At 55.4% G+C, this 16,977-nt stretch carries 9 protein-coding genes; 8 read left to right on the top strand and 1 reads right to left on the bottom strand.

All coding sequences use genetic code 11. The features are described from left to right. Nucleotides 1-63 precede the first annotated feature (63 nt). The 6 genes from ACS5NO_RS04455 (at nt 64) to ACS5NO_RS04430 (ending at nt 9,368) form a co-directional block, all read left to right on the top strand. Nucleotides 64-1,161 (top strand): FecR family protein, encoded by a 1,098-nt coding sequence (locus tag ACS5NO_RS04455; protein WP_439414031.1) that lies wholly within the window; start codon nt 64-66, stop codon nt 1,159-1,161. A gap of 41 nt (nt 1,162-1,202) precedes the next feature. Then, nucleotides 1,203-4,787, top strand: a complete 3,585-nt coding sequence (locus ACS5NO_RS04450; protein ID WP_439414030.1) for a SusC/RagA family TonB-linked outer membrane protein — start codon at nt 1,203-1,205, stop codon at nt 4,785-4,787. A 25-nt stretch (nt 4,788-4,812) separates the two neighbouring features. Beyond that, nucleotides 4,813-6,315 (top strand): SusD/RagB family nutrient-binding outer membrane lipoprotein, encoded by a 1,503-nt coding sequence (locus tag ACS5NO_RS04445; protein WP_439414029.1) that lies wholly within the window; start codon nt 4,813-4,815, stop codon nt 6,313-6,315. A 168-nt stretch (nt 6,316-6,483) separates the two neighbouring features. Beyond that, nucleotides 6,484-7,248 (top strand): LytTR family transcriptional regulator DNA-binding domain-containing protein, encoded by a 765-nt coding sequence (locus ACS5NO_RS04440; protein WP_439414028.1) that lies wholly within the window; start codon nt 6,484-6,486, stop codon nt 7,246-7,248. A gap of 147 nt (nt 7,249-7,395) precedes the next feature. Continuing rightward, entirely contained in the window at nt 7,396-8,013 is a 618-nt protein-coding gene (locus ACS5NO_RS04435) for a hypothetical protein (RefSeq protein ID WP_150876151.1), read from the top strand. Nucleotides 8,014-8,171: 158 nt separating this feature from the next. Further along, nucleotides 8,172-9,368: a serine hydrolase domain-containing protein gene (locus ACS5NO_RS04430; protein WP_439414027.1), complete on the top strand. Its 1,197-nt coding sequence runs from the start codon at nt 8,172-8,174 to the stop codon at nt 9,366-9,368. A 17-nt stretch (nt 9,369-9,385) separates the two neighbouring features. Here ACS5NO_RS04430 and ACS5NO_RS04425 read toward each other — a convergent pair whose 3' ends face one another. Continuing rightward, nucleotides 9,386-11,110 carry a tetratricopeptide repeat protein gene (locus ACS5NO_RS04425; protein ID WP_439414026.1) on the bottom strand — a complete coding sequence of 575 codons (1,725 nt, stop codon included), beginning with the start codon at nt 11,108-11,110 and terminating at the stop codon, nt 9,386-9,388. Between the two features lie 313 nt (nt 11,111-11,423). Between ACS5NO_RS04425 and dinB the strand changes: the two genes are divergently transcribed. After that, entirely contained in the window at nt 11,424-12,503 is a 1,080-nt protein-coding gene (gene dinB / locus ACS5NO_RS04420; RefSeq protein WP_439414025.1) for a DNA polymerase IV, read from the top strand. Nucleotides 12,504-12,716: 213 nt separating this feature from the next. Next, a complete protein-coding gene (locus ACS5NO_RS04415; protein ID WP_439414024.1) occupies nt 12,717-16,925 on the top strand; it encodes a caspase family protein in 4,209 nt (1,402 codons plus the stop codon). Nucleotides 16,926-16,977 lie beyond the last annotated feature (52 nt).

Below are 16,977 nucleotides of genomic sequence, written 5' to 3'. Positions count from 1 at the left end.
TGGGTATGAACTCCCAAAACCGTTCTATCTACCTAAACAAGACCGGAGAACTCACCCCGTTACATGCAGGCGTATCATTCCTACAAAGCCGAAGACTTTCTAACCGACGATTCCTTCATCGCCTGGGTTTACAACCGCGACGCAGCGGCTTCGGCTTTCTGGTCCGGCTGGATGGCGCAGCCGCAGCCGAACCGGGCGGAAGCCCTGCTCGCCAAAGACATTCTGGAAGCCCTGAACCGGGCGGAAACGGAAGTGACCGAGGCCACCCTCACGCACGAAACCGGGCAGATTTTACGGCGGGTCAGCAAGCAGTCGGAAACCCGTAAACTTCCGGTTTTTCGGAGATCCTGGTGGCTGGCGGCCGCAACCCTCCTTCTGTTGCTGGGTGCAGGCTGGCTGGTGTGGCGGATTCCCCAAAAGTCCCAACTGCTGACGAGTCTGCTGCCGGACGCCCGGCCCAACGACGGCGTCGTGGAGCAGGCCAATCGCACCAGCAAACCGGTTCGGGTGACGTTGCCGGATGGCAGCACGGTTCGGCTTCAGCCCAACAGCCGGATTCAGCACGTCGCCGGTTTTGGACAACAGGTCCGGGCCGTCGTGCTGACGGGGGAAGCGTTTTTCGACGTGGTACCCAATCCGAAAGTGCCGTTTCTGGTCTACGCCCGCGACGTGGTGACGCGCGTGGTCGGAACCAGTTTCACGGTGAAAGCCTACGACGATCTGCCGCAGGTGACGGTGGCCGTGCGAACCGGACGCGTGACGGTGTATTCCCGGAAAGAACTGGAGCAACAGCGAAACGTGGAAAAACCGGAAGTTACCGGCGTGGTGCTAACGCCCAATCAGCAGGTAGTTTTCAACGCGAAACAGGAGATTTTTCGCAAGGAACTGGTTGAAAATCCGGTTTTTATCACCAAAAATGCCGCTTCGGTTTCCTTCGAATTTGACGACGTTCCACTTACCGAAGTCTTCCGGCGCATCGAGGAAACGTACGAAATCGACATTGTATACAACGAATCCCTCCTGCAAAAATGTAGCCTGACGGCGTCCCTGACCGGTTTGTCGCTGTATGAACAGCTTCGTTTGATCAGCAAATCGCTCCAGGGTTCCTACGAAGTAACCGATGGAAAAGTCCTCATCCTGGCAACGGGATGTGGCGAATAGACCTTAATCAGTACCAATGCGACACCTTTAGTTTATAAACCATGAAAAAACGACTACCAACCCGACCGTTTGGGTCTTACCTCCGTCGGATGACGTACCTGCTCCTGCTGATCACGGTCAGCCACGCCGGTTTTTCGTTCAACCCGGATCAGGCCACGAAAGAATTGCTTAGCCAGCGCGTCAGTTTACAACTGAAAAACAAATCGCTGAAACAGGTTTTGGCCACGATTGAAAAGCAGGCCCAGGTCAAATTTGTTTACATCCCGCAAAACATCCGGGTCGACCGCGACCTTTCCGTGACCGCGACCAATGAACTGCTGTCCGGTGTGCTGGAACGCCTGTTTGCCCCCCTCGGCATCACGTATGAAGTAACCGAAAACCGCATCATTCTGACCAAAGGCAAGACCAGCGACCTGCAACCCATCGAACCCGCCACCGCCCTCGCGGCCGTTGATCAGGCAGTTTCGGGAACGGTTTCCGACGACAAAGGTGAGGGCCTACCCGGCGTCAGCATCACCGTCAAAGGCACCACGCAGGGAACGACCACCGACGCGCAGGGGGCTTTCAAGCTCAACGTGGCCGATGGCAATGCGGTGCTGGTTTTCAGCTTCGTGGGCTATGCCAAACAGGAAATTACCGTAGGCACCCAGAGTGTCATTGCGGTTCGACTCATGCCTGGCGACCAGACGCTAAACGAAGTGGTCGTGACCGCCCTGGGGATCAAACGTGAGAAAAAAGCGCTGACCTATGCCGCCGGTGAAATCAAAGGCAGCGATCTGGCGCAGGCCAATGTGACGAACTTAGGGACGGCTTTGTCCGGAAAAGTGTCGGGGGTTCAGGTCACTTCGTCGGCGGGCGGGATGGCCGGTTCGTCGCGGATCGTGATTCGGGGCAACTCGTCGCTGTCGGGCAATTCGCAGCCGCTATACGTGATCGACGGCGTTCCGATCGACAACTCCAACCGCCGGGCCATCAGCTCGTTTCAGTTGCAGGGCGGTCTGGACGGCGGTGATGGCATTTCCAACATCAACCCTAACGACATCGAATCCATGACCATCCTGAAAGGTCCCAACGGTGCGGCTTTGTACGGTCAGTTGGGTGCCAACGGCGTGGTGATTATCACGACCAAATCGGGTCGGCGCAACCGGCGGCCATCCATTCAGTACAGTGGCAGTTATTCCGTCGGCAACGCGCTCGTCAAACCGGATTACCAGAACGAATACGGACAGGGTTACAACGGCCAGTTTACGTTTTACCGGCAGGCCAACGGCGTCGTTGTACCATTCAATGCAGCATTAACGGGCGGTGTACCCAAGCTCAGTGCGGGCCGGAATCCGACGACACGCGGAAGCTGGGGGCCTAAAATGCAGGGGCAAACCGTCGAAGACATGTGGGGTGATACGGTGAGTTATTCGCCCATTACCGACCCCTACTCGGCTTTTTTCCGTCCGGAAAAACAGGCAATGAATACCGTGAGCGTCGATGGCGGGGGGGAGAAAGTGAACTATTATTTTTCGCTGACCAACCTGACCAACGACGGTTTTACGCCCACCAACAAGCTGAACCGCAACTCGGTAACAGTGAAACTTTCGGCGGACATTGCCAAAGGACTGAATCTGGACACAAAAGTCAATTACGTCAACCAGTTTGTCAACAACCGCCCGTATGTGGGTGACGACGGTCTGAACCCGGTTTACCGGTTTTTGTACGTTCCCCGCAGCCTGAACATGGACGGTCTGAAGCGGTATGCCTACTCGGCCAAGGACATTCGCTATTCGCAGGACCTCGGCGGCAACGGTTATTTTGTCGGCGGTGAGAAAATCTTCGAAAGCAACTCCGTGACGTCCAACCCGTTCTGGACCATCAACAACACGCACAACGAAGATACCCGGGACCGCATCATTGCCTACGCCAAGCTCAATTACGAGTTGATGAAAGGCGTCAACCTGCAGGTTCGCTACGGAACGGATTTGTATTACGAACGCCAGTATGGCTGGAAAGCCGTCGGAACGCGGATCTCGCAAACCGGAGATGTATTTGAGAATGTGGAGTTTAGCAAAACCGAAAACGTGGATGCCTTGCTGATGATCAACAAAGAGGTTGGCGACTTTTCGATTAATGCCAACTTCGGAGCCAACCACCTGAGCAACAAATACCGGATTACGGGCAATACCGGCACGCAATTGAGCATTCCGGGCTTGTATGCCGTGGGTCGGACGGTGTTGAACACGCCCCGGCTGGGGGTTTCCGAATCCATCATCAACTCGGTGTATGGACAGGCCAGCGTCGGTTTCCGCAATTACCTGTTCCTCGACGTCTCGGCCCGAAACGACTGGTCGTCGACGCTTCCCATCACCAACAGCTCATTTTTCTACCCATCCGTGGGATTAAGCTGGGCGGTTACCGACGCCATTCCGCTGAATATTCCGGCGCTGGATTACTTCAAACTCCGGGCTTCCTACGCGCAGGCCGGCCGTTCGGGCGATCCGTATTCGACCACGGGCTACTACGGTTTGAACGCCAACACGTTCCTGAACCAGCCGCTGGCAACCTACACCAGCACGATTGTGGACCCGAACCTGAAAAACGAACTGAAAACGTCGTACGAAGCCGGAGCCGAACTACGGTTTTTCAAAAACCGCCTGAACCTGGATTTTACGTATTATCATTCCGTAACGAGCAACCAGATTTTGCCCATCGTCATCTCGCAATCAACGGGTTACAGCAGCAAACTGACCAATGCCGGACGGATCGAGAACAAGGGAATCGAATTCCTGATTGCAGGGACGCCCATCAAACTGGCGAACGGGTTTACGTGGGATGCGGGTTTCAACTTCTCCGCCAACCGCAACAAAGTGCTTGAACTGATCGACGGCGTGAACGAAATCGTGGTCGGTTCCGACCGCAACATCCGGGTTGTGGCTGCACCGGGACAACCCTACGGCCAGTTGAAAGCCGCCGATTATGCCTGGCTCAAAGACGCCAACGGCAACCGGCTGATCGACGACAAGGGCCTGCCCATCGTGCAAAGCATCGGAACCGTCGCCATCGGCAACGCTACGCCCAAATGGATCGGTGGTTTTACCAACACCTTCTCCTACAAAGGCTTATCGCTGAGCGGCTTGATCGACATCCGGCAGGGTGGCCAGATTTTCTCGCAGGGACGCGTGCAGGAAGCTGCTTACGGTACGTCTAAACGGACGCTGGAAGGACGCGAAGGCGGTTTGATTGCCGCCGGGGTGAAAGCGCGCCGGGAAGGCAACCAGTGGATCAGCACGGGTCAGGCCAACGACATTCCGGTGACGGCACAGGCCTACTGGAACCGGGTGGCTTCGGACAAGGGTTTCGCGGTGGCCGAAGAATTTCTGTACGACGCCAGCTACATTGCGATCCGCGAATTACGGCTTTCCTACCAGCTTCCGTCGGCCATTCTCAAGAACAACAAGGTGGTTCGGGGCGCGTCACTGGCTTTGTATGGCCGGAACCTGGGCTACATCGAGCGGCATACCGACGGTTTTTCACCGGAAAATTCATCGATCAACGTCAACTCCGGCACGATGGGCATGGAACAACATTCGCTCCCGCTGCTGCGAACCATTGGTGTAGACCTCAACCTGAACTTCTGATCGGAACCCAAACGGCATCACAATCATGAAACGATTCTCTAAAAAAATACGCTTTTCGGTACTGGGTTTGCTCCTGACGGCATCGGCCTGTACCAACAACTTCGAGGAAATCAACATCTCTCCCACCCAGCCCCGCAGCGTTCCGGCCGAGTACCTGTATTCGCAGGCGCAACTCAGCGGTTTTCTGGCCGATGGCACCAACTGGTGGCAGGTCGGTTCGTGGGTGCAGCAATGGGCCAGCGGCTCGTTATCAGCCCCTTCGCAGTATCTCGAAGACCGCGACATTTACGAAACCAACAACTGGACCGCCCATTACGAACTGATCAAGAACCTGTCGCAGATTCGGAATCAACTCTTGAAAGGCCAGGAAGCTACGCCCACCGGACGGACGAAACTGGCCATTGCCAAAATTACGGAGATCTATTTCTGGCAACGCATGACCGATTTCTGGGGCGATATTCCGTATACCCAGGCCGGTTTGCCCGACGACAACCTGATTCTGCTGCCGAAATATGACAAGCAGGAAGACATCTACAAATCCCTCATCACGGAGCTGGATGCGGCCGTCGCCCAACTGACGGCCACGGATGTGTCGTATGGCAACGCGGATTTTGTGTACAAGGGCGATGTCACCAAATGGCGGAAGTTTGCCAACTCGCTGAAACTCCGGATGGGCATGCGGCTTCGTTTTGCCGATGCCGCTCTGGCGCGTAAAACCGTCGAAGAAGCCCTGAAAGCCCCCTTGATCGAAAGCAACGCCGACAATGGGGCCATGCCAACGGTGACGCAGGACGGCAATCCGTTTGGCTACCACCCGACCATCGGCGGTTACAACAGCAGTAAAGAACTGAACCAACTGGCCGCTCCGTTCATCGACGTTCTGCTCGCCAAAAATGATCCGCGTCTGCCCCGCATCGCCGAACCGACGGAGAACTCCAAGAAAGCCGGAAAACCCATTTACCGGGGCCTGGGTGTTGCCCTGGGCGGGAGTGTCATCATCAACCGCGACGATTATTCGTACGGCACCATTGCGATTTACAACGACCGGAAAGCCACTTTCCCGTATGTTTTTCTGGCGTATTCCGACAACCTGTTTTTCAAGGCGGAAGCGGCTTTGCTGGGCTGGGGCGGACTGACGCCAGCACAGGCTGAAGGTTTTTATCAGGCCGGCATCCGGGCCACAATGCAGATTCAGCCGTATTCCATCGCCGAAACCGCCATTACGGAATACCTGAGCCGGGAAGGCAAACTGACGGGCACTGAGGAGCAGCAGTTGGAGCAGATCATGAACCAGAAGTGGATCAGCCTGTTCATGCGGCATTACGAAGCCTATGCCGAATGGCGACGCACGGGCTACCCCAAACTGAAACCCGGTCCGAATCCCGGCACGACCAACGGCCAGATTCCGCGCCGGGGCGTGTACTCGAGCACCGAGCGACTCCGGAATGCCACCAACTACAACGAGGCTTCGTCGAGAATGGCCAACGGCGACACCTACCTGAGCAAAGTCTGGTGGGATAAGCGGTAATTTTTCTTTGAGAGTAAAGAGGAGAGACAAGAGAGTAGAGACGTTTCGCGCAGTCTTTACTCTCTTGTCTCTCCTCTTTACTCTCAAAAACCCTTTTTATCTTTGCGTTCAGGTTAACAACTCCGGAATTTGAACGCGGTTTTTCACAGGAAACGATGGGTCTGGCTGGTGTATCTCCTCATCGCGTTGACCGTGGTGCTGGTGACGAACGATACGCCGTTCCGCGAGCGAATCCGACTCCCGAGTTTCTACACCGATGTGCTGTTCGCTCTGACCTACACCTTTGCCATGGGCTGGTACCTGAACCGGGTGACGGAAAAACTGAATCAAAAATACCCCTGGACCACCAACCGACCGAACCGGGTCCGGTGGCAGGTGCTTTGGGGCATTGCAATCCCCCTGCTCGTTCTGGTGGTTCTGGAGGTCGTTTACGTCCGGTTTTTCCTGCAACTGCGCCCGAATTTTAGCTCCCTTTTTCTGGCCGAATTACCCCTCTCCGCCACGTTTTTGTTGCTGCTGAACATGCTGCATTCACTGGTCTCGCTGCCCGCTCCCGCCCAGCCGATCCCGCTTCCGGTTTTGGAAAAACCGCAGATGGCACCGTCGTTTCTGGTCAGCACAGGACACACCCAAAAACCGGTGTTGATGGATGACATTGCCTACTTTATCATCCTCGACAAAGTGGTTTATCTGGTCAGCATCCGACAGGAAAAATTTGTGGTGTGGGAAACGCTGGACGAGGTCATGGAGAAGGTCGATGCCACCCGGTTTTTCAAGCTGAATCGCCAGGTTATCGCCCAGATCCGCAGCATCGAGTCCGTCGAACAGACGCCCACCCGGAAACTGCTCGTGACGCTCTGCCCGCCCATTCCGGAAGCGGTGTATGTCTCCAAAGACCGGGCCACGGTTTTTCTGACCTGGCTGGGGAAATAGCCGTCCGTTTCAGCGGCTATTTTGCCGGTTTGGGTTGCATTCTCCCACCGAAACCCCCGCTGTGCGCCATCAGACCGGTATTTTTGCAGCGCAATTCAGACATCCCGTTCTGAACGGCCCGACTGTAAACAACACCCTCATTCGCACATGAAACAGTTTCCGACCTTCCTGAAGGCGCTTCTATGGGCTGGCTTTCTGGGAGCCGCCAGCCCGGTTTTAGCCCAGAAAACGAGCGATTCGCTCCCCCTTCGCCTGACCCTTTTTTCCGAAAGCACGTCCATTCCGTTTGCCGACGGCCTGGTTACCCAACCGCTCCATCCCGGCGTGTCGATCGGGACCGAATGGGCGTTGAAACGACGGTCAACATCCCGCCTGGTTCAGGGTCTAACCGCCGGGTATTACCATCACAAAGAAGTAGCGCAGGGCCTTTTTCTGGGTACGGATTTTCGCTATGAACGGCAATTGCCGCTTTCACTGTATGCTTCCATCGGGCTCGGCATCGGCTATCTGCATACGTTCCGAACGCAGGACGAATTCCGGCTGGAAGAGGGGCGTTATGTCCTGAAAAAAGACCGGGGGACGCCCCACGTCCTGCTTTCCGTTCCGCTGGAAATCGGGTTCCGGCTTCGTCCTGACAGCCCCCGGTCTCCCCGGATTTTTGGGCAGTATCAACCCTGGATCGAGTACCCGTTTTCTCCGGATTTCATCCCCCTCATGACGCACACCAATCTGGCGGTTGGGTATCAATTCTTCCCTTTTCGTTAACCCCACTTCGTTATTCATGATTCGATATTCATGATTCGCTATTTAGTATTCGCTATTTAGTATTCGCTATTTAGTATTCGCTATTTCCATCGACGCAATGCATAGCGAATCATGAATTCCGAATGGCGAATAACGAAATACATAACCATCACACCCCCATGAACACAACCACCCCTTTACTCAGATCCTTCCCGCTTTTCCTGCTGGCCTTCCTGTTGAGTTGCACCCACTCGGAAGTCATTGCCCCGGCGACCTTCGCTTGTTCCGTCGATTTCAACGACCAGAGCGACACGCACCCCAAACGAAACCGTTTTCAGGCCCTGCTCGACCAGAAAGTCCGTCAGGGCGTACCGGGCATTCTGTTGTCCGTTCAGGACCCGGTCAACGGCGAATGGCTGGGAGCCGCCGGGATGGCCGACCTCTACAACCAGATTCCCTTGCAGAAATGCAACATTACCCGCATGGGCAGCACCGTGAAAACGTTCACCGCCGTGACGGTTTTGATGCTTTACGACGAAGGACTTCTGTCACTGGATGATGTCGTCAGCCAATACCTGCCGAATTCGGTGCTCAACAAGCTCGACAATGGCACGAAAGTGACCGTTCGCCAGCTCCTGAATCACTCGAGCGGACTATATAATTACATCCAGAATCTGCAATTCCAGACGGCTTCGTTGAATGACTTGAAGAAAGAATGGTCGTCCGACGAATTGCTGGCCTATGCGAACGGGAAGAAAGCCTATTTCGCACCGGGAACCGACATGCGGTATTCCAACACCAATTACATTTTGCTGGGAATGCTCATCGAGCAGATCACACAGAAGCCTTTTTATCAGGTTTTTGAAGAAAAAATCTTCCAGCCGTTGCACCTGACCAGCACACAGTTTGCCGCCCGAAACCCGGTTCCGAAAACGATTATCCGGGGTTATGTCGATCTGTACAATGACCTGAATGTAGTCGAAAGCACGTATTACAGTGGCTGGGATTATTACACGGCCGATGGCGGACTGATTTCCAATCCGCACGACATGGCGGTTTTTCTGCACGCGTTATTCGACGGAAAGCTGCTCAAACCGGCCACCCTGGCCGAAGCCATGCAGTGGAAAGAACCGCTCAAACAGGAACCGGAAACCTACAAAACAGCCGCCGGTTTGGGATTTTTCAGGATTGAAACGCCCTACGGAATCGCGTATACGCACAGCGGAGATGCCATTGGTTATTACGCCAACATGCTCTATTTTCCGCAACAAAAAACGACGGTGGTCTACGGCGTCAACGGCAACTATGGACAAATCGACCCACTGGTTTCGTCGCCGGAAGCCATCAATGGCCTGCTGGAAACGGTGTTTCGGTGACCCCGTTCAGGTCGGAATCAAATCCCGGCGGTCAGGCTTTTGTCGGCGTGTTTCCAGGCTTCGTCCAGCCGGGCTTTGGTTTGTGCGGCTTTGGCCCTAGCGCCCTGCCCCTGTTGCGCTTTATACAACCCCGACAGCGCCCAGCCATTGTTCGGAAATTCCTGCAAATCCTCCTGAAACACCTGCTCGGCCTGAGCAAACTGCCCGGCTTTCAGCAAAACCGCACCGAGGGTGTGGCGCACCGAGAAAAACCAGTCCGGCGGTTCGTTGTAATTCAACTGGTCTTCGATGGCTACCGCTTCGCGCAACAGGGCCAGGCTGGCGGGCAATTTCCCTTCCCGGGTCAGCAGTTCGGCCTTCAGCACCCGGCGGGCAATGTCGAGAATGGCCCCCATCGAGTTGATGTCCCAGATGGTCATGGCCCGAACTTCCGGGTTGGCGGCCAGTTTTTCGAGTTGTACCAATTCGGTTCTGGCCTGCTCGAATTGTTGTTTTCCGGCGAAAGCCATACCCCGGGCATAGTGGCGGATGGCCGTCGGATATTTGAGCGTAACCGTATCTTTTTCACTCGTTTGCAGGATTTCGTCCCATCGGGAAAACTTGATGGCGACGTTGTACACAATGGTGTAATAATGTTGAAGCGTGGTCCAGCCCGGCTCACTCATCAGCTTCTTTTTGGTCAATTCGGTCACTTTCCGGGCGGCTGTCATGGCCCACTGGCTGTTGCCTTCCAGCGTAGCGGTGGCAGCCCAGAAATGGTAATTGTGCGGCAGGAGCATCAGCGGATACGAGCCCTGCGCATGGCAGGCCGTCAGGTACGCGCTGTCTACCTCCACGGCCCGCTGATTCGTCAGGGAGCCCTTGTGGTAGTGGCCCGTGCGGATGTAAATGTGCGACGGCATATGCACCAGATGCCCGGCATTAGGCGCCAGACTGGCCAGAATATCCGCACTTTTCAGTCCGCGCTCCGGCGTTTTGGAAGCCTCCACGGCGTGAATGTAAAAATGATTGGCTCCAATGTGTCGGGGGTTTCGTCGGATCAAATCCTCCAGCAGATTCGTAATTTCCGGTGTCCACGGTTTGGGTTTCCCCGATTTTTCCCACAGATCCCAGGGGTGCAGATCCATCAGCGATTCGGCGTAGAGTGCGGCCAGATCGATATCATCCGCAAACTGGTTGTGAACTTGCTTCATGGCGTTGGCATAGGCGATGTCGTACGGTTTTCGATCATCGACCGGCTGGGCCGGGTAGCGTTTGGCCAGCGCCATAATAAGCATTTTTTCCCGGGCCGTACAGGGTCCCGACAGGCGAAGGGCTTGCTGAATGGCGTTGTACGCCCGCTCATAATTGTCCTTTTCCATCCCGGCGTTGTAGTTGGGGCCCAACACATACGCAAACCCCCAGTGCGCCATCGCGCAGGTCGAATCCAGGCGCATCGCTTCGTAAAAAGACCGGGCGGCTTCCGCGTGATTAAACCCGTATGACAGCATAAAGCCCTGATCAAAATACCGTTGCGCTTCCGCATTCCGGGTTGTGATCGGAAAATGCAGATCTCCCAGGCTATCAAGTTTCGGCGCTTTCAGCCCGGAGACATACCAGTTTTTATCGGTGGGCTCGGTGCGGCAGATCAGGTGCGAAATGGTGGTGGAACTGGCTTCACCAGTCGCAGCCTTTTGTTGCGGCTGGCAGGCTTCGATCAGGCTGCTCACCAGACTGATCAGGAGCAAAATGTAAGGTTTCATGTTGGCAAGTGTGTGTGTGAGAATGAAAGCGTACTCATCACTTCGAAATGGTTTCGACCGCCGTTATGCTATTCGACGAAGGGAACAACGGCCCTTTGATTTTTTTGGCGATGCCGTATGTAGCATCGTGTCCTGGCATTACCAACGCTAATGTACGAAGAAATGCGGGCTGTGGACAGCCCCGGAAAACCGAACGGGTGATCGCTGCCTCAGTGCTTCCGGAGGAGGGTGACGCAGACCACTTCATCAATTCAACAGACTGTGGGAACATTACGGTTTAGGGTATGGTTAGAAAAAACCGTTAGTTTGTTCCGTGGAGCAGCCCGCAAACCGAAAAATCATCCACATCGACATGGATGCGTTTTACGCATCGGTGGAGCAGCGCGACAATCCTGCGTTGCGCCAGAAACCCGTGGCCGTCGGCGGATCGCGCCAGCGGGGCGTCGTGGCAGCGGCCAGTTATGAAGCCCGGCAATTTGGCGTTCGTTCCGCGATGGCGTCGTCGGTTGCCCTCCGCAAGTGCCCCGACCTGATTTTTGTCAAACCCCGTTTCGATGTCTACAAGGCCGTTTCCAGCGAAATCCGCGCCATTTTTGCGGAATATACACCCCTGATCGAACCCTTATCGCTGGACGAAGCCTATCTGGATGTGACGGATAACTTAAAAAACATGCCTTCAGCCACGCAGATCGCGGAGGAAATCCGGGCTAAAATCCTGCAAAAAACGCAACTGACGGCTTCTGCCGGGATTTCGTACAACAAGTTTCTGGCCAAACTGGCCTCCGATTATCGCAAACCCAACGGTCAGTATGTGATCAAACCGTCGCAGGGTCTGGCGTTTGTCGAAACCCTGACCGTCGGGCAATTCCACGGCATTGGCCGCGTAACGGCCGCTAAGCTCAACCAGCTTGGTATTTTTACCGGCTGGGATTTGCGGCAACAGTCCGAAGCCTTCCTGAAACAGCATTTTGGAAAAGCGGGCAGTTACTATTACACCATCGCCCGCGCCATCGATAACCGGCCCGTGACGCCCGACCGGCTTCGGAAATCGATTGGGTCGGAAACGACCTTCGACCGGGATTTAACCACCGAAGCCGACCTCCTGGCGGGTTTACAACCCCTGCTCGATTCGGTCTGGCGGTTGTGCGAACGCATTCAGGTGGTGGGGCGCACGGTTACGCTGAAAGTAAAATTTGCCGATTTTGAGCAGATTACCCGCAGCCGCACCACGCTGGGGCCGGTTTCCCAGAAAACTTTTCTGGATCGCATCGGCGTCGAATTACTCACAGCACTTTTCCCCCTTTCCAAAGGCGTCCGGCTCCTGGGCATTTCACTCTCCAACCTCGACGCTTCCGACCAACCATCCAGCCAGCAATTGGTGCTTCCCTTTTAGCCGTTGACGGGTCTGAAACCGGGTAAAAAGCGCCATTCTTCCGAATACTGGAATTCGTCCGTTTATTTTCGCCGTTCGATAAATAGATCGCTTTCTGTACAGATTGTTTCGCCTAAATTATAGTCGGTTTTGAACCGGTTGTAAAAACGTACCTCATCTCCGATTTTTCCGAAAATCCGACCGGTCTTCCCGGCCCTTCTCCCTACCTCAACCATGAACACGACTCCTAAACCGAAACTCTACGCCCTGATCGTGGGCATCAACGACTACCGGGCTGACTTGATTTTGCAGGGGCAAATCCGGTTTCCGGCTCTCGGCGGCTGCGTCATGGATGCCCTCAAGGTGCAGCGCTACCTCAAAAACGATCCCGCTTTCGAACCGCACGTTCTGCTATTGCAGGACAGGAAAGCCGACAAGGCCAGCGTGGTTCGTGCTTTTCGTGAGCATTTGGGCCAGGCGAAAGAGGGCGATGTAGCCCTGTTCTATTTCTCCGGCCACGGCACGCAGGAATGGGCCGACACCACGGTCTGGAAACACGAAACCGATGGTCGGCTGGAGTGCCTGGCCTGCCATTATGACGAACAAACCGCTTCCGATTTCCTACTGGCAGACAAGGAGTTGCGGTATCTCATCCAGGAACTATCGGCCAAAAAACCGCACGTCGTTACCATTTTCGACTGCTGCCATTCGGGCGATAATACCCGCAACGGGGCGCTGGTGCAAACCGTATTCAAAGACGAAGCCCCCCGCGAAAAACGCATTCCGTTTGCGTTTGCCAAACGCCCCTGGGAGCAGTTTATTTTTGGACAGACGATCGCTGCGGATACAATCCGGCAGCAGGGCGATGCGGTTGCCTTGCCCGAAGGAACGCACGTCCAGTTGTCCGCCTGCGAATCCGACGAATCGGCGGTAGAGGTCAGTGGCGAAGGCGTTTTTACCAAAACACTGCTGACGGTTTTGCGAGCGTCGGCGGGCGACCTGAGCTACTACACGCTGCGGAGTCGGGTCCGGCAATATCTGCGGAATGTGTACGAGCAAAAACCACGCATTTACGTCGCCAACGGGGACGATTCGCTGCTGCATACCACCTTTCTCAACCGACCGGGCCAACGGGGGCAATCGGCCATTGGCGAGGTGACCTACAACCGAAAAACCGGCTGGCAGTTGAACCTGGGCGCGATTCACGGCATTACGATGGAAACCAAAACCATCACGGTTTTCAATCCCGACGACCCCGGCCAGAAATACTCCGCCCAACCGGGCCTCATTCGGGTCGACTCGACGCAATTACGGTTTGATCAGGCGGTCAATCTGAACCAGAATGCGGTTTTTCAGGCCACCATCGACGGCCTGATGATGCTTCCGCTGCCCATCACCCTCAAAAACGGGGGCGGTTTGTTGGAAGACCAGCAAACACTACTCGACAAGCTCTCCAACGAAAGCGGAGGACTCATTGTGACCGAAGAACGGGAAGAGTTGGCGAAGTATGTGGTTCACGATCAGGATGGTCACTATTACATCACCTACCCCGACGACCCTTACCGCCCGCTGACGAACGTGATTGAAACCGCATCCGAAACGGCCATCCCGGAACTGGTGGAACAGTTAAAACACCTGTCCCGCTGGGAATTTATGAACAGCCTGACCAATTCGGGCACCAACCAGCTACCGGGAAAACCGCTGACGGTGGAATTTGCCCGGATCGGGGCAGACGGGCAAAAAACGGCGGTCGTACCAGAAAATGACCGCCTTCCGATTCACTATGAAAAACATGCCAATGGCCGTTGGCAAAGCAACCTTCAGGTCAAGATCACCAATCCAGCCAGCAACCAGCGTTCGCTCTATTGCTCGGCGCTGTATCTCTCGTCTACGTTTGAATCGTTCACCGGTTTTCTGAACCCCAAGGCGTATTTGCTGGAACCGGGCAATTCGGTTTGTCTGGGTTTGAACAGACAGGATTACCTGCCCGCCACGTTGCAGGACACGATGCGGTTTTACAACTGGCCAACCCGTTTGGAACACATCAAACTGATTGTTAGCACGGATGAGTTCGATCCGCAGGCACTGACGCTGGCCACCCTGCCCGACCCGCCCCTGCCCGGCGATGAAAACCGGGGCGGCAACCGGGGCAGTTTTGCAACCGATGACCGTTCGATTCAACTGACGGGCTGGACAACGCAATCGTATACCCTGAAGCTGGTCAATCCGGAGCCCAATGTGATTCTGGATACCGAACTCAACGCGATGCTCCACGATCCGGTTACAACACCCTTTGCGTTGGGAATCTATTTCGATGCCCATCCGGGGACGAACTGGGAAACCGATTACCAGCTCAAACCGGACATTAAAGTTCTGGATTCCGCGCACCTGGACGAACGCGGGCTGATCAGCGACTTGGGTCTGGCTGCGGCCAACACGCTGGCCAACCGGTTGCGCAACCGGCAGTATGCGCAGGTAACCAAACGTTTCCCCAACCGCGTCCGGCTGGTTTCTGAGGGCGATTCGTGGTTTCAGCATCCGCTCGTGACCGACACCATCGACCACCTTTCCCGGGCGTTCGCCATCTATTGCGTGGCAGCCGCGGGCGATACGCTCCGAAATTACCAGAAAACCGGTGAATACCTCGACGCCATCGATGAACAGAATCCGGCGTTTTTTCTCATCAGCGGGGGCGGCAACGACATTCTCGGCGATCAGTTCCGCACGTTTCTGAAAGAAAATCCGGATATGAGCGAGCCGCCGGGCCAGAATCCGCGTCGGTTTCTGAATGACAAGGTGTTCGCCGAGCTGGATGCGTTGCGCGACCTGTACAAAACAATGTTTGGTCACCTGAAAATCTATAAACCGAACCTCCAGATTCTGGTGCATGGCTACGACTACGTGATTCCGCTGCAAGTGACCAACAAAGGCTGGTTGGGACGCTATATGATCGAAATAGGCATCAATCGGCAGGAGGACCGATTTGCCACGATTCAATTTATTCTGGACGAGTTCAACAGCCGGATCAAAACGGTGGCCGAAGCCTTCGAAAATGTTTCCTACCTCGACCTCCGCAAAACCGTCCGGCCCGACCAGTGGTACGACGAAATTCACCCGAACAGCGACGGTTATCAACAGGTGGCGATGAAGTTCATGGAGCGCATCAACGCCGTTCTCGCTAAACACCCGGACCTTGCGCAGCCCCTGAACCAGAGCCGGGGCGAGGACTTTTTTTTCTCTCTCAGTGGTCGGGGACAGGTAGTGGCACCCCAAAAGCCCCAGTCAGGACATGAGACCGGAATTGGTTCGGCGGCACCGGAGAAAGTCCGGGGGGCAAACCGTATCACCATCAACCTGGAAAATGTCGAGTATGAAACGGACCCTTCCAGGTCGTCGCATATCCCCCCACCTGCCTTCATGCCTCCGCCCGCTCCGCCGATCAACAGCCCGGCTGAAGCCAAGCCAACGGTCTCCCCGCTTCGCGAAGGTCAGCTCGACTACGACATTCCCGGTTCCATGAAGGTGAATGCGCAAACGACCTGCACCGTGCGGATTGCGGGGAAGGAAGTGGAAGCTTCCCTGTTGAAGATCAGTGAAGGCAGTATCCATCAGGACATTATCATCGGCAACGAAATGAGTGTTCGGCTAGTCGATAGCTCGGGCGGGGAGTATTTCAAAATTACCACGATCAGCACCGAGCGGCAGGAAATCTGGACCGGCGACGACACCCAGTGGAAGTTTTTTGTCCGACCGCTCAAAGCCGGTCGCCATCCGTTGCTGCTTCAGGTCACCGTACATCTGGGGAGCCGCTCCCGCGATCTGGACGTACTCGAAAAAGAAGTACTAATCAGTAGTGACGATTCGGCCGTTCCCACGCCCGACACGAAAGACTGGAAACGGATTCTGTTCCTTTCGGCCAACCCCATGACCCACGAACCGTTGCGGCTGGGTGCTGAAGCCCGCGAGATTCAGGAGGAGCTGCGGGGGAGCGACGGGATTCTGTTTTCCACCAGCCTGGCCGTCACCCCTCGCACCTTGACACGCTCCATTTTGCAGGAAAAACCGACCATCGTACATTTTTCCGGCCACGGCACCAGCGAAGGACTGTGTCTGGAAACGGAAAGCGGGCAGTTGAAAACCGTCAGCGCCGAGGCTTTGGGACGACTTTTTGCGGTTTTCGACGACTCCGTGCAGTGCGTGCTGTTGAACGCCTGTTACTCCGAAACCCAGGCCCGCGCCATCGGCCAACACATTCCGTACGTGATCGGGATGCAACGTTCGATTGGCGACGAAGCCGCCATTGCTTTTTCGGCGACGTTTTACCAGGCCCTGGGTTCGGGGCTGTCGATTGTGGATGCCTATGATCTGGCCGTCGCCGGGATGGGCCTGGAAGACAACCGACAGGCCGCGATACCGGTTTTACTGAAAAAGGAAAAAGTGTAAATTGAATAAACGATCGTTCCGATCAGGGCCACGGCTTCAAGCGCGGCCCTGA

The sequence above is a fragment of the Larkinella fluvii genome, assembly GCF_051857545.1.
Taxonomy (GTDB): Bacteria; Bacteroidota; Bacteroidia; order Cytophagales; family Spirosomataceae; genus Larkinella.
The sequence above is the reverse complement of the archived record's forward strand: the minus strand, read 5'-3'. Positions and strand labels throughout refer to the sequence as shown.